This window comes from Pseudomonas sp. D47 (assembly GCF_045447305.1).
GTDB lineage: Bacteria > Pseudomonadota > Gammaproteobacteria > Pseudomonadales > Pseudomonadaceae > Aquipseudomonas.
Genome location: NZ_JBJGXU010000001.1, coordinates 172,377 through 198,238, shown reverse-complemented (window position 1 = coordinate 198,238; position 25,862 = coordinate 172,377). Strand labels below are relative to the sequence as shown.

The window sequence follows — 25,862 nt, the reverse complement described above, 5'->3', positions numbered from 1 at the left end:
AAGATGCACCCGTGGATATGGAGTCCGCGGCATTCTACTGGAAATGGAAAGCCCTATGGATATCACTGAACTGCTGACGGCCAGCGTGCGCCGTGGCGCCTCCGACCTGCATTTGTCAGCCGGCCTGGCGCCGATGCTGCGCGTCGATGGCGAAGTCTGGCCACTGGAAGGACCGACGCTTTCGCCTACGCAAGTTGCGGACTTACTAAGCCCTTTGCTCAACCAGCACCAACAAAAGGATTTCGAAACATCTCTTGAAACGGATTTTGCCTTCGAACTGCCCGGCGTGGCGCGGTTCCGGGCCAATGTGTTTCAGCAGGACCGCGGCATGGGCGCGGTGTTTCGCACCATCCCCGCTGAGGTGCAGAGCCTTGAAGGCCTCGGGCTGGGCGAGGTGTTCCGGCGTATCGCGCAACTGCCGCGCGGCCTGGTGCTGGTGACCGGGCCGACCGGGTCGGGCAAGTCCACGACATTGGCGGCGATGATCGACTACCTCAACCAGCACCGGCGCCAGCACATCCTCACCCTGGAAGACCCCATCGAATTTATCCACAGCCCGAAAATGGCCCTGATCAACCAGCGGCAGGTACACCGAGATACCCACAGCTTTTCGGCGGCCCTGCGTTCCGCGCTGCGCGAAGACCCAGATGTGATCCTGGTAGGCGAGTTGCGCGACTTGGAAACCATCCGCCTGGCGCTGACGGCCGCTGAGACCGGGCACTTGGTGTTTGGCACCCTGCACACCAACTCGGCGGCAAAGACCGTGGGCCGGTTGGTGGACGTGTTCCCGGTGGGGGAAAAGGCCATGGTGCGCTCGATGCTCTCGGAGTCGCTACAGGCGGTGGTGTCGCAGGTGCTGGTAAAGAAGGTCGGCGGCGGGCGGGTGGCGGCTCACGAGATCATGCTGGGCACGCCAGCCATTCGTAACCTGATCCGCGAGGACAAAGTGGCGCAGATGGTCTCGGCGATTCAGACCGGTGGGGCGTTGGGGATGAAGACGTTGGACATGAGCTTGAAGGCGCTGGTCAGCGAGGGGCTGGTCAGCCGGGAGGAAGCGCGGGGGCAGGCGAGGGTGCCTGGGGATATCTAAAGGACACTGAGATCGCTGTGGGAGATGGCTTGCACGCGATGACGGTGTGTCAGCTTGCAGAGATGTAACCTGTCAGCCCGCTATCGCAGGCAAGCCAGCTCCCACATTTGATTGCATTTCAAATGGGGAGCTCAGTGCCTATTGGCTTAGCGCTGCACAACCCGCAGGTTGCTGTTCTGCTCTTTCGGCAGAACTCGTTTGGCAATCACGTAGTTCTTGTCCCAGAACGGCTTTTTCAGCGTGTCGATGCTCACCGACTTGCCACGACGCGGTGCGTGGATAAAGCGGTCGTTGCCCAGGTAGATGGCAACATGGTTGACCTGGCGGCTCTTCAATTTGAAGAACAACAGGTCGCCCGGTTTCAGGTCTTTGCGATCAACCTTCACGCCGTGGCCGGCGGCCATGGCGTTGGAGGTGCGTGGCAAATCCACCGCTTTGACGTCGTTAAACGCATATTTCACTAAACCACTGCAGTCGAACCCTTTACTTGGGCTGCTGCCGCCCCAACGATAAGGAGTACCGAGCACATTCACGGCGCGGCTCAAAACGTTGCTGCTTTGTTTGGTGTTGACTGCCATCAGGCCAGGAACTGCTTTACCGTTGTGGGCCTTGCTCACGTGAGTCGGGCGGTTGACGGTCAGCTTTACCGATTTGGCAGTGCTTGGCGTGCTGTGAACTTTAGGGGTGAAACCGTTAACGTTAGGAAGACGTTGCTCACGATTGGTGGCGTGGGCGGCCAGTGGCATTAATAGGCAGATGGTCAGCCATGTCTTGAAAAATGGTCGCATTCGGCGTGGCTCTTTTTGGTTTGCGCGCAACTTTATAACAGCTTTTTGTGTCGTTCTAAGGCCGTTTGTCGACTGAACCCTGGGGTCAAATTCAGGAAAAACGCGACGAATTGCCGCTATTGTCCTACAGAGGTCAGGTGGCATAAGGCTTTGCGGGAAGGAAGATACCATTTGCCGTACGTCGGGCGCCCGTAAAAAAGTCACAAAGAAAATGAAAAAATTTATCTATCGAGGCAAAAGAGGTACTCCATGAACACCTATCGACAGGATGTGATGCAGCAGGACACCCACAGCAAGCTGATCGGTTACCTGCTGTGGATTTTCGGTTTTACTGGGGCGCACCGCTTCTATTACGGCAAGCCTGTGACCGGGACAATCTGGTTTTTTACCTTTGGTCTTTTCGGTATTGGCTGGCTGATCGACTTGTTTCTGATCCCCGCCATGGACCGCGAGGCGGACCTGCGGTTTACCGCCGGGCCTATCGAATACAACGTGGCCTGGATACTGTTGGCGTTCCTGGGTGTGTTCGGCTTGCACCGCATGTACCAGGGCAAATGGATCACCGGCCTGATCTACCTGCTGACCGGTGGGTTGTTCCTGATCGGGGTGCTGTATGACTTCTGGACGTTGAATACGCAGATTTCGATCCGCAATGCCGAGCGCAATAACGGGCGATAAATCGCTCAAGTCATACTGATCGTTCCCACGCTCTGCGTGGGAATGCCGCCCTGGACGCTCCGCGTCCGCTCTTAAGGCCATGACGCAGAGCGTCACAGGATGCATTCCCACGCAGAGCGTGGGAACGATCATTTATCAGGCCTGGTAGCTGATCCGCCCATCCACCAAGGTGTACCGCACCGTCGCTGGCAGGCTATGGCCGATGAACGGGCAGTTTTCACCCTTGGACAACCAGTGCTCTCCGGCAACCGTAGAGCTGGCCGGGTCAAACAGCACCAGATCCGCCGCCGAACCCACTGCCAACTTACCCGCCGGCAGGCGCAGGGCCTCAGCCGGACCAGCGCTCAGGCGCGCGAGCAACGTCGGCAGGTCGAGCAAACCGTCTTCCACCAACGTCATCGCCAACGGCAGCAACAACTCAACGCTGCTGATGCCCGGCTCTGTCGCGCCAAACGGCGCCAGCTTGGCGTCACGCTCGTGGGGCTGGTGGTGGCTGGAGATTGCCGACACCACACCCGACTTCACGGCCGCACGCAACCCTTCACGGTCGGCCAGGGTGCGCAGCGGTGGTTGCACGTGGTAGAGGCTGGAGAAGTCGATCAGCGCCTCATCGGTCAAAATCAGCTGGTACAACGCCACGTCCGCCGTCACCCGCATGCCGCGAGCCTGTGCCTGGGCGATTAATGCCACGCCGCGAGCACTGGTCAACTGGCTGAAGTGCGCACGCACGCCGCTTTGTTCCACCAACAGCAGGTCACGGGCCAGGGCCACGGTTTCAGCGGTTTCCGGAATGCCCGGTAGGCCGAGGAAGCTGGCAACGGCGCCTTCATGGGCCAGGCCGCCTTCGGCCAAGTCGCGGTCCTGGGAGTGGAAGATCACTGTCAGGTCGAAAGTGGCCGCGTATTCCAGGGCACGGCACAGCGTGCGCGTGCTGCGAAAGCTTTCCAGGCCATTGCCGAACGCCACGCAGCCGGCGTCGCGCAGGGCGATCAGCTCGGCGAGTTGTTCGCCTTCCAGGCCTTTGCTCAGGGCGCCGATGGGGAACACTTTGCAATTGCCGGCTTCACGGGCGCGGTCGAGGATCAGTTCGGTCACCGCCGAGGTGTCCAGGATTGGCTTGGTGTGCGGCGGGCAGCACAGGCTGGTGACGCCACCGGCAGCGGCGGCGCGGGTTTCACTGGCGATAGTGCCTTTGCGGCTGTAGCCCGGCTCGCGCAGGGCGACGTTCAGGTCCACCAGCCCAGGCGCGGCCACCAGGCCTTTGGCGTCGATCGTCTGGCTGGCGCTGAAGCCCGCAGGCGCGGCGCCGATGGCGATGATCTTGCCGGCTTCCAGATGAAGGTCGGTGACGTGATCCAGGCCACTGGCCGGATCGATGACGCGAGCGCCAAGTATGCTGAGCTTCACTGGGCGTTCTCCTGCTCGAATTGACGTTGCGCGGTTTGCCCGCTCATGGCCATGGACAACACTGCCATGCGCACGGCGATGCCGTAAGTCACCTGATTCAAGATCACCGACTGGTTGCCGTCGGCCACCGCCGACTCAATCTCCACGCCACGGTTGATCGGGCCTGGGTGCATCACGATGGCATCCGGCTTGGCGCCGGCCAAACGCGCGGTGGTCAGGCCAAACAGGCGGTAGAACTCACCTTCGCTCGGCAGCAGGCCACCGGACATGCGCTCGCGTTGCAGGCGCAGCATGATCACCACGTCCACATCCTTAAGGCCTTCGGTCATGTCGGTGTAAACCTTCACGCCGTATTGCTCGATGCCGATGGGCAGCAGGGTTTTCGGCGCGATCACGCGGATGTCCGGGCAGCCCAGGGCTTTGAGGGCCAGCATGTTCGAGCGCGCCACCCGCGAGTGCAGGATGTCGCCGACGATGGCCACCGAGAGGTTTTCAAAGCCACCCTTGTGCCGACGAATTGTCAGCATGTCGAGCATGCCCTGGGTCGGGTGCGCGTGACGGCCGTCGCCGCCATTGATAATCGCCACGTTCGGGCACACGTGCTCGGCGATGAAATGCGCGGCGCCGGAGTCGCCGTGGCGCACCACGAACATGTCGGCGGCCATGGCTTCCAAGTTGCGCAGGGTGTCGAGCAGGGTTTCGCCCTTGCTCGCCGACGAGGTCGACACGTTCAGTGTGATCACGTCGGCCGACAACCGCTGGGCCGCCAGTTCAAAGGTGGTGCGGGTGCGGGTGGAGTTCTCGAAGAACACATTGCAGATGGTCTTGCCGCGCAAAAGCGGGACCTTCTTCACCGCGCGGCCACCGACTTCGAGGAACGAGTCGGCGGTGTCGAGGATTTCGGTCAGCAGTTCGCGGGGCAAACCGTCGAGGGACAGGAAGTGTTGCAACTGGCCCTGAGCATTGAGCTGCAGCGGGCGCTTGGCATCTAGAGGCGTCATCGCGGGGACTCTGTACAAGGCGGTTTAAAGGGCAAGGTCTTGCAGTTCGAGTTCGAGCGGCGTGGGACCTGACAATTTTACCCGTTGGTGGGCTTCCAAGGACAGGGTGGCGCCGACCACATCCGGGCTGATTGGCAATTCGCCGGCCTCCAGGTCCAGCAGGCACACCAAGGTCACGCTGGCCGGGCGGCCGTAGTCGAACAACTCGTTCATGGCGGCGCGGATGGTGCGGCCGCTCATCAACACGTCGTCGATCAGCACCAGGTGTTGGCCTTCGATCTCGAACGGCAGGGCCGAAGGGCGTACTTGCGGGTGCAGGCCGTTCTGGCTGAAGTCGTCGCGGTAGAAGGACACGTCCAGCGTGCCCAGCGGCGAATCACTGCCCAGTTCGTCCAGCAACGCTTGGGCCACCCACACACCGCCAGTGCGAATGCCGATAAAGCGCGGCTCGCTGATGGCACGGTGTTGCAGGTGCGCCTTGAGGCGAATCGCCATTTGGCTGATCAGTTCGGCGGGATTGGGCAGGCTCATGGTGGCTCCTTCAGGGCCTTGCGCAGGCAAGGTCCGGGCTCAAACGTAAAAAGACGCGGCAAGCCGCGTCAGTCAGGATTCAAATAAAGCGGTGTTTTCATCCAGCCAACCCTGCAACAGCAAGGCGGCGGCGATGGCGTCCACGGGGTTGTCGCGGTAGCTGCCTTTCTGCCCACCTCGGTCGCGACGTTCACCCTTGGCTTCAAAGGTGGTCAGGCGCTCGTCGTGGGTATAGAAGGGCAGGTTGTAGCGGCCATTGAGGCGGCGCGCGAACTTTTCGGCGCGCAGGCACATGTCGCTGGGGGTGCCGTCCATGTTCAAGGGCAGGCCGACCACGACGGCATCGGGCTTCCACTCCTTGATCAGGGCTTCGACCTGATTCCAGTCCGGCACGCCGTTCTGGGCTTTCAAGGTGCACAGCTCGCGGGCCTGGCCGGTAATCACCTGGCCGACCGCTACGCCGATCTGTTTGGTGCCGTAGTCAAAACCGAGGATCAAACGCAAGGCCATCAGGCGTGCCCCGCCTGGGTGGTCAGCAGGCTGAGGTTAACCCGCAGCTTGGCCGCCGCCGCTTCCAGGCGCAGTTCGCTGGCCGTGTTGAACAGAATGTCGGCGTCGAACGGGCAGGTCAGCCAGGCATTGCTGGCCAGTTCCGCCTCAAGCTGCCCGGCTTCCCAACCGGCGTAGCCGAGGGTGATCACGCTTTGTTCAGGCCCCACGCCGTCGGCGATGGCGAACAACACGTCCTGGGAGGTGGACAGCGACACACCTTCGAGGTCCACCGTGGCCTGAAACTTGGGCCCGGTGGGGTGCAGCACAAAACCGCGATCGGTCTGCACCGGCCCGCCGATATAGATCGGTACGTTTTGGCAGCGCGCCGGCGGATCGATCTCAGGGCGCAATTGCTCAAGAATGTCCGCCAGGCTCAGCTCTTGCGGGCGGTTCACCACCAACCCCATGGCACCATTGGCCGTGTGCTCGACGATGTAGGTCAAGGTTTGCGCAAAGTTCGGGTCGGCCATATGGGGCATAGCGATCAGGAATTGGTGCTTGAGGTAGGTCGGGCTGACATTTTTCATGTCCGCTAGTGTGGCGTTGGAGGGGCGAACTGACAAGCTGCGGTGGACGCTAATTGTGGGGGGCGGGCTCGCCACAAGGGCCCGCAGCCTTTGGCAGAGCGCAGGAACGATCAGTTACTGGACAGCCGATCACCCCGGGCAAACTTCCAGGTGCGGATGATTTCCAGGCGGTCGATGTCGTTCAGGTCGCCGGTAAACGGTGCAAAAGGTGCGGCCAGGCGCACGATGCGTTGGGCGGCCTGGTCCAGCAACGGTTGGCCGGACGACTCCAGCACCTGCACTTCATATAACGAACCGTCACGGTTGATCGACACCAGTAAGCGCAAATTGCCATAGATCTGCTGGCGCCGGGCTTCGTCCGGGTAGTTGAGGTTGCCGATGCGCTCGACCTTCTTGCGCCACTCGTCCTTATACCAGGCGCCTTTGTCGCGCATGGTCGAGGCGGCATTCAAGCGGTAGATACGCGGGCGCTTGGCGTACAGCTGTTGTTCGTTGGCCAGTTCGGCTTCGAGGCTGGAAATCTGGTCGGAGAGCTGCGAGCTGTCGAAGGTCGGCGCCGGTTTTACTGGCTCGGGTTGCGGCTCGGTCTTGGCTTTCTCGCGCTGGGTCGGGGCTTTTTGCGGTCTCGGCGCGACGGTGGTCACAGCGGCCTTGGGCTCGGCCTGCTTGACCTCGGGCTTGGGCGTGGGCGGCGGGGTGACTTTATTGACCTTATTGTCCTGGAACGGCGCCACTTCGGTGGTCTTGGGCACGGCTTTCTTGTCGAGGGTGCCGCTGCCTTGCTGATTGTCCTGGGCGAGAAAGTCAGCCTTTTCGGGCTTCTTTTCGCTCTTGAACGTGGCGAGGGTGATTTCCAGGGTTTTGGTGATCTGCTTGGGTTCGACGAAGGTGAAGCCCAGGCCGAGCAACAACGCGAGGTGGATCAGGGCTGCCAGGAACAGGGTAAATCCGAGCCGATCAGCCGGGCGCACGCCGCTGTGGGAGAGTTCGGGGGGCAGATCGGGCGGGAGCGTCATGACAAAAAAACCAACATCGCGCGTTTCACAGGTGCCGCATGATAGCGCAATGTTGGTGTGTGTCCGGCTGTTCTATGTCACTTGGCTTGTAGCTTGCGCTCGATGGCCGCCATGAGCATTTCGCCGATGTTCGTGCCAAATGCGTTGTCGATCTCGCGAATACAGGTCGGGCTGGTGACGTTGATTTCGGTGAGGCTCTCACCAATTACGTCAAGTCCTACGAACAGCAGGCCTTTTTCCCGCAGGGTCGGGCCAACCTGAGCGGCGATCCAACGGTCTTTGTCCGACAAAGGCCGTGCCTCACCGCGACCGCCGGCTGCCAGGTTGCCGCGTGTTTCGCCCGCCGCCGGGATACGCGCCAGGCAGTAATCCACCGGCTCGCCGTCGATCATCAGGATGCGCTTGTCGCCGTCCTTGATCGCCGGCAGGTACGCCTGGCCCATGATCTGCTGGGTGCCCAGCGCAGTCAGGGTTTCCAGGATCACCGACAGGTTCGGGTCGCCGGCACGGTGACGGAAGATCGAAGTGCCGCCCATGCCGTCCAGCGGCTTGAGGATCACATCGCCATGTTTGGCGGCGAATTCACGCAGCACATCGGCGCGACGGCTGACCACGGTCGGCGGCGTGCACTGTGGGAAAAGGGTGGCGAACAGCTTTTCATTGCAGTCGCGCAGGCTCTGCGGCTTGTTGACGATCAGCACGCCGGCGCGCTCGGCCTGCTCCAGCAGGTAAGTGGAGTAGACGAACTCCATGTCGAACGGCGGGTCCTTGCGCATCAGGATCACGTCCAGATCGCTCAGCGGGCTGTCGATTTCATCCGCAAGCTCGAACCACTTTTCAGGGTTGGCGAACACCTGCAGCGGGCGCATGCGTGCGCGGGCTTCGCCGTCACCTTGATAAAGGTCGCGCTGCTCCATGTAGAACAGGGTCCAGCCGCGGGCCTGGGCGGCCAGGAGCATGGCCAGCGAGCTGTCCTTTTTATAGGAGATGCTGGCGATAGGGTCCATGACAATGCCGACGCGAACGCTCATGGGGATTTCCTCTAGCAAATTAGGGCGCATAAAAGTGGCGTCAGAGTGGCGCTGCGGCTGTTGTGGGTCAAGGAAAAACCACCTGGCCGGTTGCTCGATAGATTGCGCCCGGAGACTGTGCTAAAAAGACTCCCACGGTGCAGCAGCCCTTGAATTCCAAGGCTTGCAGCGCTCATCCTGTGCAACATCAGGCAGTACACACCGAAAACCGATTCGCTGTGGCGATGGTAGAGCAGATATGGAACAGCATTCCAACGCCTTGAGAGTGATGGTGATCGACGATTCGAAAACGATCCGCCGCACCGCCGAGACCCTGTTGAAGAACGTGGGGTGCGATGTGATCACGGCCATCGACGGTTTCGATGCACTGGCCCGGATTGTTGATCATCACCCGCACATTATCTTTGTCGACATCATGATGCCGCGCCTGGATGGCTATCAAACCTGCGCGCTGGTGAAGAACAACCCGGCGTTCAAGTCGATTCCGGTGATCATGTTGTCCTCCAAGGACGGCCTGTTCGACAAGGCCAAGGGGCGCATCGTTGGTGTCGATCAGTTTTTGACCAAGCCTTTCAGTAAGGAAGAACTGCTGAGTGCGATCAAGGCCTACGTGCCGGGCTTCGCCGCAGTAGAACAAGCACACTGACACCGCCTCACAAGGGCCGGCGTCCACCAATGTAGTGGGGAAAACCATGGCACGTGTTCTGATCGTCGACGATTCGCCGACCGAAATGTACAAACTGACCGGCATGCTGGAAAAGCACGGCCACCAGGTCCTCAAAGCCGAAAACGGCGCGGACGGCGTGGCCCTGGCCCGTCAGGAAAAACCCGACGCCGTGCTGATGGACATCGTGATGCCGGGCCTCAATGGCTTCCAGGCCACCCGCCAGCTGTCCAAGGAGCCGGAAACCAACGGTATCCCGATCATCATCATTACCACCAAGGATCAGGAAACCGACAAAATCTGGGGCGCGCGCCAGGGCGCCAAGGATTACCTGACCAAGCCTGTGGACGAAGAAACCCTGATCGCCACCCTGAACAAGGTGCTGGCCGGCTAACGGCACGCCATCATGACCGAGTCGCAAACCGCCTTCGAGCTGCTGCTGGACATCGACCGCCGCTGCCGCCTGCTGGCCGCCGACCTGCCGTCCCAGGAAACCCGCCTGCAACGTTGGAGCGGGATCGGTTTTCGCCTGGGGCCGTATTGGTATGTGGCGCCGATGGGCGAAGTCGCCGAGGTGTTGCATGAGCCGCGCTGCACCTTGATGCCCGGGGTCAAACCCTGGGTCAAAGGCGTGGCCAACCTGCGCGGGCGCTTGCTGCCGGTGATGGACCTGGGTGGGTTTCTCGAGCTGGGGCAGTCCAAGGCGGGCAAGCAGCGGCGGGTGCTGGTGGTGGAATTCAACGACTTGTTTGTCGGGCTGCTGGTGGACGAGGTGGTGGGCATGCAGCATTTCGCACAAGACGCATTATTAGCGAGCGCCGCGCCCACTGCGCCGTTTATCCAGGGCCAGTTCGACAGCGACCAGCTGTGGCAGGTCTTCAGCCCCTTCGCTTTGGCCCAGGCCCCAGGCTTCATGGATGTTGCCGCATGACCACCGTTACCACGCCCAAACCGCAAGCCGCCTCGCGCAGCCGTTCGCAGATCATCGTGCTGTTTATTGCACTGATCGTGTTCATCATGCTGCTGTTCGCCAACTTCGCGTACCTCAACACCCAGTCCACCTATGACAAGCAGTACATCGGCCACGCCGGTGAGCTGCGCGTGCTGTCCCAGCGCATCGCCAAGAACGCCACCGAAGCCGCCGCCGGCAAGGCTGCCGCGTTCAAGCTGCTGGGCGATGCGCGCAACGATTTCGCCCAACGCTGGGGCTACCTGAAAAAAGGTGATACCGAGACCGGCCTGCCGGCCGCGCCCAGTGCCGTACGCGCCGAGATGCGCGCGGTGCAGACTGACTGGGAAGCGCTGCTGAAAAACACCGACGCGATTCTCGCCAGCGAGCAGACCGTGCTGTCGTTGCACCAAGTGGCCGCCACCCTCGCCGAAACCGTGCCGCAATTGCAGATGGAATCGGAGAAGGTCGTCGACATCCTGCTGCAACGCGGCGCCCCGGCCAGCCAGGTGGCGTTGGCCCAGCGCCAGTCGCTGCTGGCTGAACGCATTCTTGGCGCGGTTAACACCGTGCTGGCCGGTGACGAAACCGCCGTACAGGCTGCCGACGCCTTTGGTCGCGATGCCAACCGCTTCGGCGTGGTACTCAACGGCATGCTCAACGGCAACCCAGGCTTGCGTATCACCCAGGTCGAAGACCACGACGCGCGTGCGCGACTGGCGGAAATCGCCGAGCTGTTCGAGTTTGTCTCCGGCTCCGTGGATGAAATTCTCGAGACCTCGCCGCAGCTGTTCCAGGTGCGCGCTTCAGCGAGCAATATCTTCAACCTGTCGCAAACCCTGCTCGATGAAGCCTCGCACCTGGCCACAGGTTTTGAAAACCTCGCCAGCGGGCGCAGCTTCGACACCATCGGCGGCTATGTGCTGGGCCTGTTGGCACTGGCCTCGATCATCCTGATCGGCCTGGTGATGGTGCGCGAAACCAACCGCCAGTTGCGTGAAACCGCCGAGAAAAACGAGCGCAACCAGAACGCGATCATGCGCCTGCTCGATGAAATCGAAGACCTGGCTGATGGAGACCTGACGGTGACGGCCTCGGTGACTGAAGACTTCACCGGCACCATCGCCGACTCCATCAATTACTCCGTGGACCAGCTGCGCGATCTGGTCGCCACCATCAACCTCACCGCCGGCCAAGTGGCCGGCGCGGTGCAGGAAACGCAGGCCACCGCCATGCACCTGGCACAGGCCTCGGAGCATCAGGCCCAGCAAATTGCCGAAGCGTCTACCGCGATCAACCAGATGGCTCAGTCCATCGACCAGGTATCGGCCAACGCCGCCGAGTCCTCGGCGGTGGCGGAGCGTTCGGTGGAAATCGCCAACAAGGGCAACGAGGTGGTGCACAACACCATCCATGGCATGGACAACATTCGCGAACAGATCCAGGACACCGCCAAGCGCATCAAACGTCTTGGCGAGTCTTCGCAGGAGATTGGCGACATTGTTAGCTTGATTGACGACATTGCCGACCAGACCAACATCCTCGCCCTCAACGCCGCAATCCAGGCGAGCATGGCCGGGGACGCCGGGCGCGGGTTTGCGGTGGTGGCCGACGAAGTGCAGCGGCTGGCCGAGCGTTCATCGGCGGCCACGCGGCAGATTGAAACCTTGGTGCGGGCGATCCAGACCGACACCAATGAGGCAGTTATTTCCATGGAGCAGACCACCACTGAAGTGGTGCGCGGTGCGCGGCTGGCGCAGGACGCCGGGGTGGCGCTGGAAGAGATCGAAGGCGTGTCGAAAACCCTGGCGGCGTTGATCCAGAGTATTTCCAATGCGGCGCAGCAACAGACCTCGTCGGCGGGGCAGATTTCGTTGACCATGAACGTGATTCAGCAGATCACCACGCAGACGTCGTCGGGCTCGACTGCCACGGCGGAAAGCATCGGCAACCTGGCGAAAATGGCCAGTCAGTTGCGCAGGTCGGTGTCAGGTTTCACCCTGCCACCGCCAAAACAGGTAGACGATTGAAAGGCTATCTGGAGAACACCACAGTCCAACTGTGGGAGCTGGCTTGCCTGCGATAGCGGACTGTCAGTTGATACATCTGCAACTGACCCACCGCCATCGCAGGCAAGCCAGCTCCCACAGTGGTTCTCCATTGTTCTTGGCAATACCAGCAATTCACGAATTCTAAGCGGAGCAGTTATGGTTGATCGGCACGACTACGTGGCCCTCGAATGGGTCAAGGGCGACATTGCCGAAACCCTGAAACAGGCCCGTTCGGCGCTGGACGCGTTTGTCGAAACCCGCGACAGCGACGCCATCGCTGAGAGCCTGGCCGGCATCCACCAAGTGCATGGCGCGCTGCAAATGATCGAGTTCTACGGCGCGGCGCTGCTCGCCGAAGAGATCGAAGCACTGGCCCTGGCCCTGCAAGCCGAGCGCGTCGGTCAGCGCGATGAAAGCATCCGCTTGCTGCAACAGGCCCTCGGCCAACTGCCGCTGTACCTCGACCGCGTGCACAGCGCCCGCCGCGACCTGCCGCTGGTGGTGTTGCCGTTGCTCAACGACCTGCGCAGTGCGCGCGGTGAAAGCCTGCTGTCGGAGACCAGCCTGTTCAGCCCGCAACTGTTGTCGATTGCGCCGTTGCCCGATGAGGCCTTGGCCCAGCGCACGCTGCCGGACCTTCACGAGCAGCTGCGCCAGTGGCACCAACTGCTGCTGCAAGCGCTGGCCGGTTTGCTGCGCGAAGACCACGGCCCCAGCAACCTGGAAGACATGGCGCGGGTATTCGCGCGTCTCGAAGCGCTGTGCCAGGGCGCGCCGCTGCTGCCGTTGTGGCAAGTCACCTCGGCACTGGTCGAAGGCATGCTCACCGGTGTGATTGCCAACAGCCCGGCGCTGCGCAGCCTGCTCAAGGCCAGCGGCAAACAACTCAAGCGCCTGCTGGCCCAGGGCATTGGCGGCATCAACCAACCGGCGCCGGATGAACTGCTCAAGAGCCTGCTGTTCTACGTCGCCAAGGTCACCCGGCCGACGCCGCGCATGCAAAGCCTCAAGGAACGCTACGGCCTGGATGAGGCCTTGCCCGACAGCGCCGTGGTCGATGCCGAGCGCGCGCGCTTGGCCGGGCCGGGCCGCAATGCCATGGGCTCGGTGCTCGGTGCCTTGTGCGAGGAACTGGTGCGGGTCAAGGAACGCCTCGACCTGTTCGTGCGCAGCGACCGCCAACACACCCACGACCTCGATGCCTTGCTGGCGCCGCTGCGGCAGATCGCCGATACCTTGGCCGTGCTGGGTTTCGGCCAGCCGCGCAAGGTCATCATCGACCAGCTCGCCGTGGTGCTGAGCCTGGTCCAGGGCCAGCGCGAACCCAATGACGCCGTGCTGATGGACGTCGCCGGCGCCTTGCTCTACGTCGAAGCCACGCTGGCGGGCATGGTCGGCACCGTCGAACCGGAAAGCCGTGAAGAAAGCCGCCTGCCCACCACCGACCTGACCCAGATTCACCAGTTGGTGATCCGCGAATCCTGCCAGTGCTTGCGCCAGGCCAAAGAGCTGGTGATCGACTGCATCGAAGCCGATTGGGACCGCCAGCGCCTGGAGTCGCTGCCGGAACTGCTGAGCCAAGTGCGCGGCGCGTTAGCGATGATCCCGCTGCCACGCGCGGCGAGCCTGATGCGCGGCTGCACCGATTACGTCGATGAACAGTTGATGGCCAGTGATACCGCACCGCCCGAGGCGCAGCTGGCGCACTTTGCCGACGTGATCAGCAGCCTGGAGTACTACCTGGAACGCATGCTCCAGGACCCCGACGCCGCTGGCGAACGGGTGCTGGAATTGGCCACCCAAGGCCTGGCGGCACTCGGCTATTTGCCCGCCGCAAAACCTTGGCGCCAAGCGCTGGTGGCGCCGGATGGCGCGCTGTCCAGCGAGATCACGCCGAGCCAATCACAGTTCGATGCCTTGGCCAGCCCCACTTCGCGCCTGAACCCACCGGCCCTGCAGCGTCCGGGCAGCCTGCTGCCGCCACCCGCTGGCGAAGAGCCCATCGACGATGAACTGCGCGACGTCTTCCTTGAAGAAACCGACGAAGTCCTCGAAGTGCTGCATCGCTATTTGCCCAACAGCGCCGACAAAACCGCTCAAGGCGAAATGCGCCGTGCCTTCCACACCTTGAAAGGCAGTGGCCGTATGGTCCGCGCCCTAGTGCTGGCGGAGTTGGCCTGGGCGGTGGAAAACCTGCTTAACCGCGTGCTCGAACGCAGCGTGACCCTCGGCCCTGACGTGCAACAGGTGCTGGATGAGGCCGTGGCCCTGCTGCCGGAACTGATCGCCGACTTCGCGGCCGACGACCAGCGCCAGCGCAATGAAGTCGACGCCCTGGCGGCCCGTGCACACGCTTTGGCCAGCGGCACCGAGCCGGCCGCAGAGCCCCACGACCCGATGTTGCTGGAGATCTTCCGCAACGAAGCCCAGAGCCACCTGGAAAGCCTCAACCACTTCCTGCAACAGGCCGCCGAACACGTGCCGCTGCAAGTCAGCGATGAACTGCAGCGCGCCCTGCACACCCTCAAGGGCAGCGCCTACATGGCCGGCGTGTTGCCAATTGCTGAACTGGCGCGGCCGCTGGATCACCTGACCCGCGAATACAAAGCCCACCGACTGCCGCTGGACCTGGATGAAGTGGAGCTGCTGCTGGAAGCCGAGGGCCTATTCCAGCGTGGCTTGCGCCAACTCGACAGTGACCCACTGGTGCCGATCAAGGGCGCGCCAGACCTGATCAGCCGCACCCAAAGCCTGCTCGATCAACAGCTGCAAGCCTTGCTCGACGCGCCCAACACCGGGCTTCGCATCAAGCGCGACCCGCAGCTGATTGCCAACTTCCTGGCCCAAGGCATGGACATCCTGCTGGACGCCGAAAGCCTGCTGCGCCGCTGGCAGCAACACCCCGGCGAGCGACAGGAACTGACTGCGCTGCTGGACGAATTGACCACCTTGGGCGAGGGCGCGCACATCGCCGACCTGCACGCCATCGACGCGCTGTGCGAAGCCTTGCTGGATCTGTATGGCGCCGTGGAGGAGAGCAGCCTGGCGGTCAGCGAACGATTTTTCCATGAGGCCGAACAGGCCCATGAAGCGCTGATCAACATGCTCGACCAACTCGCAGCCGGCCAGGAAATCAACCCGGCCCCGGCGCGGGTGCAAGCCCTGCGCGAACTGCTCGATGAAGCCCTCGACCCGTCCGCCACCGGCCTGATCAAAAGCGACGGCAGCCGCGCCCTGAGTATCTGCGAACTGGGCGCCGCCACGGCCCAGTTGGACCAGGACACGGTGATGGACGACGAGATCGTCGAGATCTTCCTGGAAGAGGCGGTGGACATCCTCGACAGCGCCGGGCAGTCGCTCAAACGTTGGTTGTTGGAGCCGGATAGCACCGCACCGTTGTCGTCGTTACATCGGGATTTGCACACCCTCAAGGGCGGCGCGCGCATGGCCGAAATCGGCCCGATTGGCGACCTGGCCCATGAGTTGGAATGCCTTTACGAAGGGTTGGTGGACCGTCGCTACAGCTACTCGACCGAACTGTCCCAAGTGCTGATGGCCAGCCATGAACGGCTGGCCTTGCAGTTGGATGAACTGCAAGACCATCAGCCCCTTAGCGACTCCGGCGACTTGATCGCCCAACTGCGCGAGTTACGCCAGAGCAGCACGCCCGCTACGCCTACCGCTGCACCGGAAGCGGCGACGGCTGATCCTGAATTGCTGGATATCTTCCTCGAAGAAGCCGCCGATATTCTCGACAGCTCAAGCAGCGCTTTGCTGCGCTGGCAGGCCGAGCCGAGCAACCGCCAGGAAGTGGAAACCCTGCTGCGCGACCTGCACACCCTCAAGGGCGGCGCGCGCATGGTCGAGATCGGGCCGATTGGCGATCTGGCCCATGAGTTGGAGTTTCTCTACGAAGGGCTGTCTGCTGGTTTGCTCGCGCCGTCGCCGGAGCTGTTCGCGTTGCTGCAAGGTTGCCATGACCGCCTGGCGCAGATGATCGACGCCGTGGCGGGCGGGGCGCCGGTGGGGTCGGTGGACAAACTCATCGAGCGCATCAAAAGCCTGGTGCACCCCAGCGATGAATCGCTAGCGCCGGTAGCCTTGCCGGCCGGCAAGGCCGAGGCGGCGGTTGATCCCGCCGCCGACATGGTGAAAATCTCCGCCGATTTGCTCGATGACTTGGTCAACCTGGCCGGTGAAACCTCGATCTTCCGTGGCCGTATCGAGCAACAGGTCAACGACGCTCGCGTTGCTCTTAACGAGGTCGAAACCACCATCGAGCGCATGCGCGACCAGCTGCGCCGCCTCGACACCGAAACCCAGGGCCGTATCCTCAGCCGTCAGCAGGCCGAGGCCGAGCGCCTGGGTTACGAAGAGTTCGACCCGCTGGAAATGGACCGCCATTCGCAGTTGCAGCAGTTGTCGCGTGCGCTGTCCGAATCGGCCTCCGACCTGTTGGACCTCAAGGAAACCCTCGACCGCCGCAACCAGGATGCGCACACCCTGTTGCAGCAACAGGCGCGTATCAACACCGAGTTGCAGGAAGGCCTGATGCGCACGCGCATGGTGCCGTTTGAACGCATGCTGCCGCGCCTCAAACGCATCGTGCGCCAGGTGGCGGAGGAGTTGGGCAAGGACGTTGAGTTTGTGGTCGGCAACGCCGAAGGCGAGATGGACCGCAACGTGCTGGAACGCATGGTGGCGCCGCTGGAACATATGCTGCGCAACGCCGTCGACCATGGCCTGGAGTCCCGCGAGGCACGCGTGCTGGCCGGTAAACCAGAGAAGGGCCGTATCAGCCTGGACCTGACCCACGAAGGCGGCGACATCGTCTTCGACATGCGCGACGACGGTGCCGGTGTGCCGCTGGACGCGGTGCGGCGCAAGGCGATCAAGCGCGGCTTGCTCACGCCTGATCAAGACATCAGCGACCGCGACGTGTTGCAGTTCATCCTGCAGCCGGGCTTCTCCACGGCGGAAAAAATCACCCAGATTTCCGGGCGCGGCGTGGGCATGGACGTAGTGCACGAAGAAGTGCGCCAGCTTGGCGGCTCGATGTTCATCGACTCGACGCCGGGCTCGGGCGTGCACTTTCGCATTCGCCTGCCGTTTACCGTGTCGGTCAACCGCGCGCTGATGGTGCAGTGCGCGGACGACCAATACGCGATCCCGCTCAACACCATCGAAGGCTTGGTGCGTGTACTGCCCCACGAGCTGGCCGGGCACTATCAGCAAGACCCACCGCGCTACGAGTACGCCGGCCAGCGCTATGAATTGTTTTACCTGGGCGACTTGCTGCACACCGTCGCCCGGCCGAAACTGCTGGGCCAGTTCCAACCGGTGCCGGTGTTGCTGGTGCAATGCAACGAGCGGCGCGTGGCGGTGCATGTGGATGACATGGCCGGTACGCGCGAGATCGTGGTCAAGGGCTTGGGGCCGCAGTTTGCCGGCGTGCAAGGGTTGTCCGGGGCGACCATTCTGGGCGATGGCCGCGTGGTGCTGATTATCGACTTGCTGGCGCACATCCGCGCACGGCAACCGGCGTTGCCGGCCCAGTCAGTCGACGCGCCGCTGATCCTCAACGACCCGCTGAAAAAGCGCCCGCTGCTGGTGCTGGTGGTGGACGACTCGGTCACCGTGCGCAAAGTCACCAGCCGCCTGCTGGAGCGTAACGGCATGAACGTGCTCACCGCCAAAGACGGCATCGACGCCATCGCACTGCTCGAAGAACACACCCCGGACCTGATGCTGCTCGACATCGAAATGCCGCGCATGGACGGCTTCGAAGTGGCTATCCAGGTGCGCAACGACCCCCGGCTGATGCGCTTGCCGATCATCATGATCACCTCGCGCACTGGCCAGAAACACCGCGACCGTGCCATGGCCATCGGCGTCAACGACTACCTCGGCAAGCCGTACCAAGAGTCGGTGCTGCTGGAAAGCATCGCCTACTGGAGCAAGTCCCATGCTTGATCACCGCACCAGCCAACTCACCGGCCTGCTGCTGCCCCTGGCCGACCGCCACCTGGTGCTGCCCAACGTCGCCATCGCCGAACTGATCGACTACCAACGCGGCGAGCCAGCCAGCGATGCACCGCCGTGGTATCTGCGGCAAGTGACATGGCGCGACCGGCAATTGCCGTTGATCAGCTTTGAAGCGGCGTGCGGTGAGGCCAGCGTGACCGGCGAGCGCTCGCGGATTGTGGTGTTGAACGCGCTGGGTGGGCGGCCGACGTTGAAGTTTATTGCGATGGTGATTCAGGGAATTCCGCGTTCGTACAAGTTGGATAGCCAATTGAGTTACGTCGACGTGCCGCTGTGCCCGCTGGAGCTGGCGGCGGTGCAAGTGGGGGAACATGTGGCGAAGGTGCCTGACCTTATGGGGCTTGAAGCCTTGTTGGTGGAGTCCGGTCTGGCCTGACTGCGATGATCGTTCCTACGCTCCGCGTGGGAATGCATCCCGTGACGCTCCGCGTCACCTTTGTGCTGAACTTGAGCGTTGCACTGTCTGGCGGGACGCGGAGCGTCCCAGGCGGCATTCCCACGCAGAGCGTGGGAACGATCGAATCAAGCTAGGTGGGTTCCTTCGGATTTTTCCCGCAAGATTTCGGGCTGTGCATGAACTTGTTGCGGGTAGTCATGGCGGCTAGTCTTCGTCCCGTCATCGAAAAAACGGTGACACGGACGTGCAAGTCCGAGAAATCTGTTTAGGCGTTCAAGACGCCTAGATTCAAAGGCGTTCCTCAATGATTCGTTTAGGAACCGCACATCATGTCGAATTCGTCCTCGTCCAATATTTTCACCGTTAACCCCGATCAAAACACCGAAGCTCTACTGGTCAACGCCAGCGAAACCTTATCGTCGCTAAACGCCATGACCTGCAATCTTGCCTTCAACCTGGACACCTCCCAGCGCGCAATCATGCTCGGCATTCAGCAAATGGCCGACTTGGGTCAGTTGCTGGTCGATAGAGCGCTGGAACAAGTCAGCCCTGCACCGGAAGGTTAAATCGGTCCCTGTTTGGGACCGCTATCTAACACCCACCACCCAACAAATGTGGGAGCTGGCAAGCCAGCTCCCACATTTTCAGTCTTTGTTTGGCTCAAGCCCGTATTTGCTCATGGTCCGTTACTCCAACCGTAACGATTCAGCGTTGGGCTTGATTGATACCCCCCAATTTCACTCCTAAGGTACAGCCCACGACAGCAAACCCCGTGGAGCGACCATGACAACAACCATCACCCCCGACTCGCGCTGGACGCGGCGGCGCGACGAGAAGCAGCGGCGTCTCGGGCTGGTCAAAAAATACGCAGACGGGGCGGTGTTGCCCAGCGACAAAATCGTCGAGGCCCTGGAAGCCCTGATCCTCCCTGGCGACCGTGTGGTGCTGGAGGGCAATAACCAAAAGCAAGCCGATTTCCTCTCGCGCTCCCTGGCCAAGGCCAACCCGGCCAAGCTCCACGATTTGCACATGATCATGCCCAGTGTCGGCCGCTCCGAGCACTTGGACCTGTTTGAAAAGGGTATCGCGCGCAAGCTGGATTTCTCCTTTGCCGGCACCCAATCCTTGCGCATCAGCCAGTTGCTGGAAGACGGCTTGCTGGAAATCGGCGCGATCCACACCTATATCGAACTCTACGCACGGCTGGTGGTGGATTTGATCCCCAGCGTCGTACTGTCGGCCGGTTTCATGGCCGACCGCGCCGGCAATATCTACACTGGCGCCAGCACCGAAGACACGCCGGCGCTGATCGAGCCTGCCGCGTTCAGCGATGGCATCGTGATCGTGCAGGTCAACCAGTTGGTGGATGACGTCACGGATTTGCCCCGCGTCGACATCCCAGCCAGCTGGGTGGATTTTGTGGTGGTGGCCGACAAGCCGTTCTACATCGAGCCGTTGTTCACCCGCGACCCGCGCCATATCAAGCCGGTGCATGTGCTGATGGCGATGATGGCGATCCGTGGCATCTATGAAAAACACAATGTGCAGTCGCTTAACCACGGCATCGGCTTCAACACGGCCGCTATCGAATTGATCCTGCCGACCTACGGCGAATCCCTCGGTCTTAAAGGTAAAATCTGCCGCAACTGGACCCTCAACCCGCACCCGACACTGATCCCCGCTATCGAAAGCGGCTGGGTGCAAAGCGTGCATTGCTTCGGCACCGAACTGGGCATGGAGAACTACATCGCCGCAAGGCCGGATGTGTTCTTCACCGGCCGTGACGGCTCGATGCGTTCCAACCGGATGTTCTGCCAACTCGCCGGCCAGTACGCGGTGGACCTGTTTATCGGCGCCACCCTGCAAGTGGATGGCGACGGGCATTCCTCCACCGTAACCCGTGGCCGCCTCGCCGGTTTTGGTGGTGCGCCGAACATGGGTCATGACCCGCGCGGCCGTCGCCATGGCACCCCGGCGTGGCTGGATATGCGCCACGATGACGCGCCGCAAGCCTTGCTTGAACGTGGCAAAAAGTTGGTTGTACAAATGGTTGAAACCTTCCAGGAAGGCGGCAAACCTACGTTCGTCGAAACCCTCGACGCAGTGGAAGTGGCGCGCAAAAGCGGCATGCCGCTGGCGCCGATCATGATCTACGGCGACGACGTCACCCACTTGCTCACCGAAGAAGGCATCGCCTACCTGTACAAGGCGCGCTCCTTGGAAGAGCGCCAGGCGATGATCGCCGCCGTGGCAGGCGTCACCGCCATCGGCATGCGCCACAACCCCAAGGACACCGCGCGCATGCGCCGCGAAGGCTTGATCGCCTTGCCCGAAGACCTCGGCATCCGCCGCACCGACGCCACCCGTGAGCTGTTGGCCGCCAAGAGTGTGGCCGACTTGGTGGAGTGGTCCGGTGGCTTGTACAACCCGCCCGCCAAGTTCAGGAGCTGGTAAATGCGCGCGCTCAAATTGCATGAAATAAGCCTCGCTGATCGCCTGGCGGATAGGGCCGTCGATGCGCTGATCGATGAGGCTGACCTGTCGCCCAAACCCGCCTTGGTGGACCGTCGCGGCAACGGCGCCCACAGCGATTTGCACCTGGGCCTGATGCACGCTTCGGCACTGTCACTGTGGCCGATGTTCAAAGAAATGGCGGAAGCCGCGCTTGAATTCGGTGAAGTCGGTTTACCTCTGCGCGAAGCCCTCGGGCGTATCGGTCGTGAAGGTGAACAGGCCATGCTCACCACCACCCACGGCGTGAACACCCATCGCGGCGCGATCTGGGCGCTCGGTTTACTTACCGCTGCCGCCGCCCTGGAGCCACGCGCCGTCACGCTGACGGCGGCCAAACTGGCCCTGCTCAACGACCGCTACGCCCCGCAGCCCCTGAGCCACGGCGCCCACGTTGCGCAACGCTACGGCGCGCGCGGCGCCCGTGAAGAAGCGCAACTGGGCTTCCCGTCGGTGATGCAACGCGGCCTGCCGCAACTGCACAAAAGCCGCCGGCAAAACGCTGGCGAACAGAACGCCCGCCTGGACGCCTTGCTCGCGATCATGACCGACCTGGCCGACACCTGCGTGCTCTACCGCGCAGGCACCGAAGGCTTGCACGCCATGCAACGCGGTGCCCAAGCCGTGCTGGATGCGGGCGGCAGCGCAACCCTCGCCGGCCGGCGCCAACTGCACGCACTCGATCTCCAATTGCTGGCCCTGAATGCCTCCCCCGGCGGCGCCGCCGACCTGTTGGCCGCCTGCCTGTTTATCGACCGCCTCGACGGAGCGTTGTGATGGAAACCTTATCCTTTGAATTTCCCGCCGGGCAGCCGCCCAAGGGCCGTGCGCTGGTGGGGTGTGTCGGCTCCGGCGACCTGGAAGTGCTGCTGGAACCGGGCACGCCCGGCACGCTGACTATCCAGGTGCAGACCTCGGTGAATGGCGCCGAACAACGCTGGCAGCATCTGTTCGAGCGGATCTTCCAGGCGTACACGCCGCCGGCCTTGAAGATTGATATCCACGACTTTGGCGCCACGCCCGGCGTGGTGCGCTTGCGTCTGGAGCAAGGCTTCGAGGAGATCGGCCATGACTGACTTGCTCAACAAACACAGCTTCGTTGAACTGGGCGCACGGCAGCGGGCCAAGGCCTTGCTGGACGCCGGCTCTTATCGCGAACTGATCGACCCCTTTCAACGCGTGATGTCGCCCTGGCTCAGCCGCCAAGGCGTGGTGCCCCAGGCCGATGACGGCGTGGTGATTGCCAAGGGCAACATCGCCGGATTGCCAGTCGTGGTCGCTGCTATCGAAGGCAACTTCCAGGGCGGCAGCCTGGGTGAAGTCGGCGGCGCGAAAATCGCCGGTGCCCTTGAACTGGCGGCTGAAGACAACCGCAAGGGCATCCCGACCCGCGCGGTGCTGTTGCTGGAAACCGGCGGCGTGCGCTTGCAGGAAGCCAACCTCGGCCTGGCGGCGATTGCCGATATCCACGCGGCGATTGTCGACCTGCGTCAGTACCAGCCGGTGATCGGTGTGGTGGCGGGCAGTGTTGGTTGCTTTGGCGGCATGTCCATCGCCGCGGGGTTGTGCAGTTACCTCGTCGTTACCCGCGAAGCGCGCCTGGGCCTTAACGGCCCGCAAGTGATCGAGCAGGAAGCGGGCCTGGACGAATACGACTCTCGCGACCGCCCGTTTATCTGGAGCCTCACCGGAGGCGAGCAACGTTTTAACAGCGGCTTGGCTGACCGTTATGTGGCGGACGATGTGGCGCAGGTGCAACAGACCGTCACCGCGCTGTTGCAACAAGGCTTGCCCGAACATCAGCGCAGCCGTCAGGCCGATGTCTACCTGGCGCGCCTGGCCGAACTCGACGCCACGCCGCAAATCGACGCGGCCACGGTGCGCGACCTGTATCAAGGAGACCGCTCATGAGAGGGTTGCAGTGGTTCAACGCATTGAGCGCCGGCGCCACGCCTGTGGAAGGGCTGCCGGCCTCGCTGAAAGTCGCCGACGGCGTGTTAGGTGAACAAGCCGTGCGCTTCATCGCCGTGGTCACCGACGCGCAAAACCGTTTCCCGCGTGCGCGCAATGGCGAAGTCGGCTTGCTCGAAGGCTGGGGCTTGGCCAAGACCGTGGACGAAGCCATCGCCCGTGGCGACAAGCGCCCGATCATCGCCATCGTCGATGTGCCCAGCCAAGCTTACGGCCGTCGCGAAGAAGCCCTCGGCATCCATCAAGCCCTGGCCGCCGCCGCCGACAGCTACGCCCGCGCTCGGTTGGCCGGCCACCCGGTAATCGCGCTGCTGGTGGGCAAGGCCATGTCCGGGGCGTTTCTCGCCCACGGCTATCAGGCCAACCGGATGATCGCCCTGCGTGACCCCGGCGTGATGGTGCACGCCATGGGCAAGGCCTCGGCGGCGCGGGTGACCCTGCGCAGCGTCGAAGAGCTGGAAGCCCTGGCCGCCAGCGTACCGCCCATGGCCTACGACATCGACAGTTATGCCAGCCTCGGTTTGCTCTGGGAAACGCTGTCGGTCAGGCAGATTGAACAACCCACGGCGGACGATGTGGTGCGGGTCAGTGATTGCTTGCTGCACGCTATCAACGATGTCGCTGGCCCGGATTTAAAAGGACGCCTGGGCGCCACCCATCGCGCCGCTTCCAGCCACGTACGCCAACTGCTGCGGGAGCAGTGGTGAACGCGCACGATTTGCTCTGGGGCATGGCCCCGGCGCATCTGCCCACCGATGCGCCGGCCTGGGCGCTGGATGTGATCAGCGCCGGCCACCCGGTGGTGGTGCGTCGTGCCATCGCCGAGTCGGGCCAGGTGGCGATCGGCGTGCGCGGGCGTTTGCGTGAGCAGCGGTTTGCGGCAGTGATGCCCGTCGCGGCCGTGCAGCGGCGAGTAACGCCGGAGGCTTTGCGTGGGGTGATCTCGCGTCGGGATCTACCGGCGTTGCGCGCGCTCGATCTACTGCGCCCGGTGTTGGCGCAGGAGGCGTGGGGCGTCACAGGCAGCGCGGGTTTCGAGCTGGCCAGCGGAATTGAAGCGCTGCATGAGCAGAGCGACCTGGATTTGATCCTGCGCACGCCCGAGCGGCTGGCGCGCGGCGATGCCGAGGATCTGCTGGCGATACTGGACACCGCACCGTGTGCCGTGGACCTGCAACTGCAAACCCCATTTGGCGCCGTTGCCTTGCGCGAATGGGCCGGCGGCTCACGCCGGGTACTGCTGAAAACCCTCAGCGGCGCGCATTTGGTGGTGGACCCGTGGCAGGCCGTGGCATGAGCAGCCTTCTGGTGTTTCCGGGGCAGGGCGCCCAACGCACGGGCATGCTCCAGGCGCTGGCGGCTGACATTCTGCAAGAAGCCAGTGATGCCTTGGGCGAAGACGTTCGCACGCTCGATTCGGCGCAAGCCTTGGCAAGCACGCGTGCCGTTCAGCTATGCCTGCTGATCGTCGGTGTCGCCCATGCCCGCCAGTTGCAACACACGCCCGATTACGTCGCGGGCCTGTCCATCGGCGCCTACCCGGCGGCGGTGATCGCGGGCGCCCTGGATTTTGCCGACGCAGTAAAACTGGTCAGCCTGCGCGGCGAACTGATGCAAAGCGCTTATCCACAAGGCTTTGGGATGACCGCGATCATCGGCCCGGAGTTATCCACAGTCGAAAATGTGCTCGCCGAAATCCACAGCCCGCAAACCCCGGTGTATTTGGCCAATATCAACGCCGACAACCAAACCGTCATCGCCGGCAGCGACGAGGCAATGAAGCTCGTCGCAGCACGCATCAAAGGCAACGGCGTTGCCAAGCGCCTGGCCGTCAGCGTGCCGTCCCATTGCGCGCTGCTGGAGGCGCCTGCCCAGGCGCTGGCCCAAGCGTTCGTGACGCTCAAAGCGCCGCGTATTACCTACCTGAGCAGCACCCGCGCGCGGCCGATCCACAACCCTGAGCAACTGCGCGACGACCTGGCCTTCAACATGTGCCGCATTGTCGATTGGCGCGGCACCGTGCAGAGCGCCTACGAGCGTGGCGTGCGCTTGCAAATCGAACTGCCGCCGGGCGCGGTGCTGACCGGCCTGTCACGCCGTGTCTTCGAACAAGGCACGGTGATCGCCTGCGAAGGCGCACGCCTGGACACCTTGCAGGCCCTGCTGCAAGAGGAGGAGCGCCGCCACCGATAAAGCATTACCCAAGGCTTTCGAAGCACAAAAACAACAATTTCGATGAAGCACTTTGAGGAAAAACACGATGATTATTTACGGTGTAGCGTTTCTAGCGTTTTGTACGCTGGTGGGGCTGTTTGTGGGCGAGGTGCTGGGTAAGTTACTGGGCATCCCAGCCAACGTTGGTGGCGTGGGTATCGCCATGTTGTTGCTGATCGGCCTGGGCAGTTATTTGCAAAAACGCGGCCTGTTTGTCGGCAAGTCCGAGCAGGGCCTGACGTTCTGGGCGGCGATTTACATTCCTATTGTGGTCGCCATGGCTGCCCAGCAAAACGTCTACGGCGCGATCAAGGGCGGCCCTATGGCGATTCTGGCTGGCACGCTTGCAGTGGTGCTGGGCTTTGCCTTAGTGCCGGTGCTGTCACGCATCGGCAACCGTGAGCCGCGCGCGGTTGTTCCCACCAAAGAAGCCGGGTGA

25 protein-coding genes are annotated in these 25,862 nt (G+C 62.5%); 17 read left to right on the top strand and 8 right to left on the bottom strand.

Annotated features, from left to right (window positions below; all coding sequences use genetic code 11):
* The first annotated feature begins 55 nt into the window (after positions 1-55).
* Positions 56-1,090 carry a type IV pilus twitching motility protein PilT gene (locus tag ACI77I_RS00885; RefSeq protein WP_406996802.1) on the top strand — a complete coding sequence of 345 codons (1,035 nt, stop codon included), beginning with the start codon at positions 56-58 and terminating at the stop codon, positions 1,088-1,090.
* Positions 1,091-1,236: 146 nt separating this feature from the next.
* Here ACI77I_RS00885 and ACI77I_RS00880 read toward each other — a convergent pair whose 3' ends face one another.
* Positions 1,237-1,878, bottom strand: a complete 642-nt coding sequence (locus ACI77I_RS00880) for a C40 family peptidase (protein ID WP_094949156.1) — start codon at positions 1,876-1,878, stop codon at positions 1,237-1,239.
* A gap of 249 nt (positions 1,879-2,127) precedes the next feature.
* Between ACI77I_RS00880 and ACI77I_RS00875 the strand changes: the two genes are divergently transcribed.
* Positions 2,128-2,556, top strand: a complete 429-nt coding sequence (locus ACI77I_RS00875; protein ID WP_242153247.1) for an NINE protein — start codon at positions 2,128-2,130, stop codon at positions 2,554-2,556.
* Positions 2,557-2,691: 135 nt separating this feature from the next.
* Here the strand turns inward: ACI77I_RS00875 and ACI77I_RS00870 are convergent, their stop codons facing one another.
* The 7 genes from ACI77I_RS00870 to gshB all read right to left on the bottom strand — a co-directional run bounded on the left by ACI77I_RS00870 (position 2,692) and on the right by gshB (position 8,621).
* Positions 2,692-3,963: a dihydroorotase gene (locus tag ACI77I_RS00870; RefSeq protein WP_094949155.1), complete on the bottom strand. Its 1,272-nt coding sequence runs from the start codon at positions 3,961-3,963 to the stop codon at positions 2,692-2,694.
* Positions 3,960-4,964, bottom strand: coding sequence for an aspartate carbamoyltransferase catalytic subunit (locus ACI77I_RS00865; protein ID WP_094949154.1), 1,005 nt, complete (start codon positions 4,962-4,964; stop codon positions 3,960-3,962). The genes ACI77I_RS00870 and ACI77I_RS00865 overlap by 4 nt, the downstream gene beginning before the upstream one ends.
* A 24-nt stretch (positions 4,965-4,988) precedes the next feature.
* Positions 4,989-5,495, bottom strand: coding sequence for a bifunctional pyr operon transcriptional regulator/uracil phosphoribosyltransferase PyrR (pyrR, locus tag ACI77I_RS00860; protein ID WP_094949153.1), 507 nt, complete (start codon positions 5,493-5,495; stop codon positions 4,989-4,991).
* A gap of 72 nt (positions 5,496-5,567) precedes the next feature.
* On the bottom strand, positions 5,568-6,005 hold the full coding sequence (gene ruvX / locus ACI77I_RS00855) for a Holliday junction resolvase RuvX (protein ID WP_003195067.1): 438 nt from the start codon (positions 6,003-6,005) through the stop codon (positions 5,568-5,570).
* Positions 6,005-6,574 carry a YqgE/AlgH family protein gene (locus ACI77I_RS00850; RefSeq protein WP_094949152.1) on the bottom strand — a complete coding sequence of 190 codons (570 nt, stop codon included), beginning with the start codon at positions 6,572-6,574 and terminating at the stop codon, positions 6,005-6,007. Before ACI77I_RS00850 ends, ruvX begins: the two co-directional genes overlap by 1 nt.
* A 110-nt stretch (positions 6,575-6,684) precedes the next feature.
* The gene (locus tag ACI77I_RS00845; protein WP_242153244.1) at positions 6,685-7,590 is read right to left on the bottom strand and encodes an energy transducer TonB; all 906 of its coding nucleotides are present in this window, start codon (positions 7,588-7,590) and stop codon (positions 6,685-6,687) included.
* A gap of 77 nt (positions 7,591-7,667) precedes the next feature.
* Complete coding sequence (gshB, locus tag ACI77I_RS00840; protein WP_094949150.1) at positions 7,668-8,621, bottom strand: glutathione synthase; 954 nt, start codon at positions 8,619-8,621, stop codon at positions 7,668-7,670.
* 238 nt (positions 8,622-8,859) lie between these two features.
* Between gshB and pilG the strand changes: the two genes are divergently transcribed.
* The 15 genes from pilG to madL all read left to right on the top strand — a co-directional run bounded on the left by pilG (position 8,860) and on the right by madL (position 25,862).
* Positions 8,860-9,267, top strand: coding sequence for a twitching motility response regulator PilG (pilG, locus tag ACI77I_RS00835; RefSeq protein WP_003176671.1), 408 nt, complete (start codon positions 8,860-8,862; stop codon positions 9,265-9,267).
* A 46-nt stretch (positions 9,268-9,313) separates the two neighbouring features.
* Positions 9,314-9,679: a twitching motility response regulator PilH gene (gene pilH, locus ACI77I_RS00830; RefSeq protein ID WP_014720320.1), complete on the top strand. Its 366-nt coding sequence runs from the start codon at positions 9,314-9,316 to the stop codon at positions 9,677-9,679.
* Positions 9,680-9,691: 12 nt separating this feature from the next.
* Positions 9,692-10,216, top strand: coding sequence for a chemotaxis protein CheW (locus ACI77I_RS00825; RefSeq protein WP_094949149.1), 525 nt, complete (start codon positions 9,692-9,694; stop codon positions 10,214-10,216).
* Positions 10,213-12,264: a methyl-accepting chemotaxis protein gene (locus ACI77I_RS00820; protein ID WP_094949148.1), complete on the top strand. Its 2,052-nt coding sequence runs from the start codon at positions 10,213-10,215 to the stop codon at positions 12,262-12,264. Before ACI77I_RS00825 ends, ACI77I_RS00820 begins: the two co-directional genes overlap by 4 nt.
* Positions 12,265-12,441: 177 nt before the next feature.
* On the top strand, positions 12,442-18,258 hold the full coding sequence (locus tag ACI77I_RS00815; RefSeq protein WP_406996801.1) for an Hpt domain-containing protein: 5,817 nt from the start codon (positions 12,442-12,444) through the stop codon (positions 18,256-18,258).
* A complete protein-coding gene (locus ACI77I_RS00810) occupies positions 18,251-18,706 on the top strand; it encodes a chemotaxis protein CheW (RefSeq protein ID WP_083356317.1) in 456 nt (151 codons plus the stop codon). Before ACI77I_RS00815 ends, ACI77I_RS00810 begins: the two co-directional genes overlap by 8 nt.
* Before the next feature lie 350 nt (positions 18,707-19,056).
* The gene (locus tag ACI77I_RS00805; RefSeq protein WP_406996800.1) at positions 19,057-19,293 is read left to right on the top strand and encodes a DUF6124 family protein; all 237 of its coding nucleotides are present in this window, start codon (positions 19,057-19,059) and stop codon (positions 19,291-19,293) included.
* A 217-nt stretch (positions 19,294-19,510) separates the two neighbouring features.
* The gene (mdcA, locus tag ACI77I_RS00800) at positions 19,511-21,181 is read left to right on the top strand and encodes a malonate decarboxylase subunit alpha (protein ID WP_406996799.1); all 1,671 of its coding nucleotides are present in this window, start codon (positions 19,511-19,513) and stop codon (positions 21,179-21,181) included.
* On the top strand, positions 21,182-22,015 hold the full coding sequence (locus ACI77I_RS00795) for a triphosphoribosyl-dephospho-CoA synthase (protein ID WP_406996798.1): 834 nt from the start codon (positions 21,182-21,184) through the stop codon (positions 22,013-22,015).
* Positions 22,015-22,314 (top strand): malonate decarboxylase subunit delta, encoded by a 300-nt coding sequence (locus tag ACI77I_RS00790; protein ID WP_094949142.1) that lies wholly within the window; start codon positions 22,015-22,017, stop codon positions 22,312-22,314. Before ACI77I_RS00795 ends, ACI77I_RS00790 begins: the two co-directional genes overlap by 1 nt.
* On the top strand, positions 22,307-23,149 hold the full coding sequence (locus tag ACI77I_RS00785; protein ID WP_094949141.1) for a biotin-independent malonate decarboxylase subunit beta: 843 nt from the start codon (positions 22,307-22,309) through the stop codon (positions 23,147-23,149). The genes ACI77I_RS00790 and ACI77I_RS00785 overlap by 8 nt, the downstream gene beginning before the upstream one ends.
* Positions 23,146-23,916, top strand: coding sequence for a biotin-independent malonate decarboxylase subunit gamma (mdcE, locus tag ACI77I_RS00780; protein ID WP_406996797.1), 771 nt, complete (start codon positions 23,146-23,148; stop codon positions 23,914-23,916). Before ACI77I_RS00785 ends, mdcE begins: the two co-directional genes overlap by 4 nt.
* Positions 23,910-24,506 (top strand): malonate decarboxylase holo-ACP synthase, encoded by a 597-nt coding sequence (locus ACI77I_RS00775; protein WP_094949139.1) that lies wholly within the window; start codon positions 23,910-23,912, stop codon positions 24,504-24,506. Before mdcE ends, ACI77I_RS00775 begins: the two co-directional genes overlap by 7 nt.
* Positions 24,503-25,402: a malonate decarboxylase subunit epsilon gene (mdcH, locus tag ACI77I_RS00770; protein WP_406996796.1), complete on the top strand. Its 900-nt coding sequence runs from the start codon at positions 24,503-24,505 to the stop codon at positions 25,400-25,402. Before ACI77I_RS00775 ends, mdcH begins: the two co-directional genes overlap by 4 nt.
* A 67-nt stretch (positions 25,403-25,469) precedes the next feature.
* Complete coding sequence (gene madL / locus ACI77I_RS00765) at positions 25,470-25,862, top strand: malonate transporter subunit MadL (protein ID WP_083356328.1); 393 nt, start codon at positions 25,470-25,472, stop codon at positions 25,860-25,862.

Bases quoted from the DNA above. Each gene is read 5' to 3' on its own strand.
- ACI77I_RS00815 (WP_406996801.1), top strand. From the start codon at position 12,442: ATGGTTGATCGGCACGACTACGTGGCCCTCGAATGGGTCAAGGGCGAC.
- pilG (WP_003176671.1), top strand. From the start codon at position 8,860: ATGGAACAGCATTCCAACGCCTTGAGAGTGATGGTGATCGACGATTCG.
- mdcE (WP_406996797.1), top strand. From the start codon at position 23,146: ATGAGAGGGTTGCAGTGGTTCAACGCATTGAGCGCCGGCGCCACGCCT.
- ACI77I_RS00880 (WP_094949156.1), bottom strand. From the start codon at position 1,878: ATGCGACCATTTTTCAAGACATGGCTGACCATCTGCCTATTAATGCCA.
- ACI77I_RS00785 (WP_094949141.1), top strand. From the start codon at position 22,307: ATGACTGACTTGCTCAACAAACACAGCTTCGTTGAACTGGGCGCACGG.
- pyrR (WP_094949153.1), bottom strand. From the start codon at position 5,495: ATGAGCCTGCCCAATCCCGCCGAACTGATCAGCCAAATGGCGATTCGC.
- ruvX (WP_003195067.1), bottom strand. From the start codon at position 6,005: ATGGCCTTGCGTTTGATCCTCGGTTTTGACTACGGCACCAAACAGATC.
- ACI77I_RS00865 (WP_094949154.1), bottom strand. From the start codon at position 4,964: ATGACGCCTCTAGATGCCAAGCGCCCGCTGCAGCTCAATGCTCAGGGC.
- ACI77I_RS00820 (WP_094949148.1), top strand. From the start codon at position 10,213: ATGACCACCGTTACCACGCCCAAACCGCAAGCCGCCTCGCGCAGCCGT.
- madL (WP_083356328.1), top strand. From the start codon at position 25,470: ATGATTATTTACGGTGTAGCGTTTCTAGCGTTTTGTACGCTGGTGGGG.
- ACI77I_RS00790 (WP_094949142.1), top strand. From the start codon at position 22,015: ATGGAAACCTTATCCTTTGAATTTCCCGCCGGGCAGCCGCCCAAGGGC.
- mdcH (WP_406996796.1), top strand. From the start codon at position 24,503: ATGAGCAGCCTTCTGGTGTTTCCGGGGCAGGGCGCCCAACGCACGGGC.
- ACI77I_RS00795 (WP_406996798.1), top strand. From the start codon at position 21,182: ATGCGCGCGCTCAAATTGCATGAAATAAGCCTCGCTGATCGCCTGGCG.
- ACI77I_RS00805 (WP_406996800.1), top strand. From the start codon at position 19,057: ATGTCGAATTCGTCCTCGTCCAATATTTTCACCGTTAACCCCGATCAA.
- ACI77I_RS00875 (WP_242153247.1), top strand. From the start codon at position 2,128: ATGAACACCTATCGACAGGATGTGATGCAGCAGGACACCCACAGCAAG.
- pilH (WP_014720320.1), top strand. From the start codon at position 9,314: ATGGCACGTGTTCTGATCGTCGACGATTCGCCGACCGAAATGTACAAA.
- ACI77I_RS00810 (WP_083356317.1), top strand. From the start codon at position 18,251: ATGCTTGATCACCGCACCAGCCAACTCACCGGCCTGCTGCTGCCCCTG.
- ACI77I_RS00885 (WP_406996802.1), top strand. From the start codon at position 56: ATGGATATCACTGAACTGCTGACGGCCAGCGTGCGCCGTGGCGCCTCC.
- ACI77I_RS00850 (WP_094949152.1), bottom strand. From the start codon at position 6,574: ATGAAAAATGTCAGCCCGACCTACCTCAAGCACCAATTCCTGATCGCT.
- gshB (WP_094949150.1), bottom strand. From the start codon at position 8,621: ATGAGCGTTCGCGTCGGCATTGTCATGGACCCTATCGCCAGCATCTCC.
- ACI77I_RS00825 (WP_094949149.1), top strand. From the start codon at position 9,692: ATGACCGAGTCGCAAACCGCCTTCGAGCTGCTGCTGGACATCGACCGC.
- mdcA (WP_406996799.1), top strand. From the start codon at position 19,511: ATGACAACAACCATCACCCCCGACTCGCGCTGGACGCGGCGGCGCGAC.
- ACI77I_RS00845 (WP_242153244.1), bottom strand. From the start codon at position 7,590: ATGACGCTCCCGCCCGATCTGCCCCCCGAACTCTCCCACAGCGGCGTG.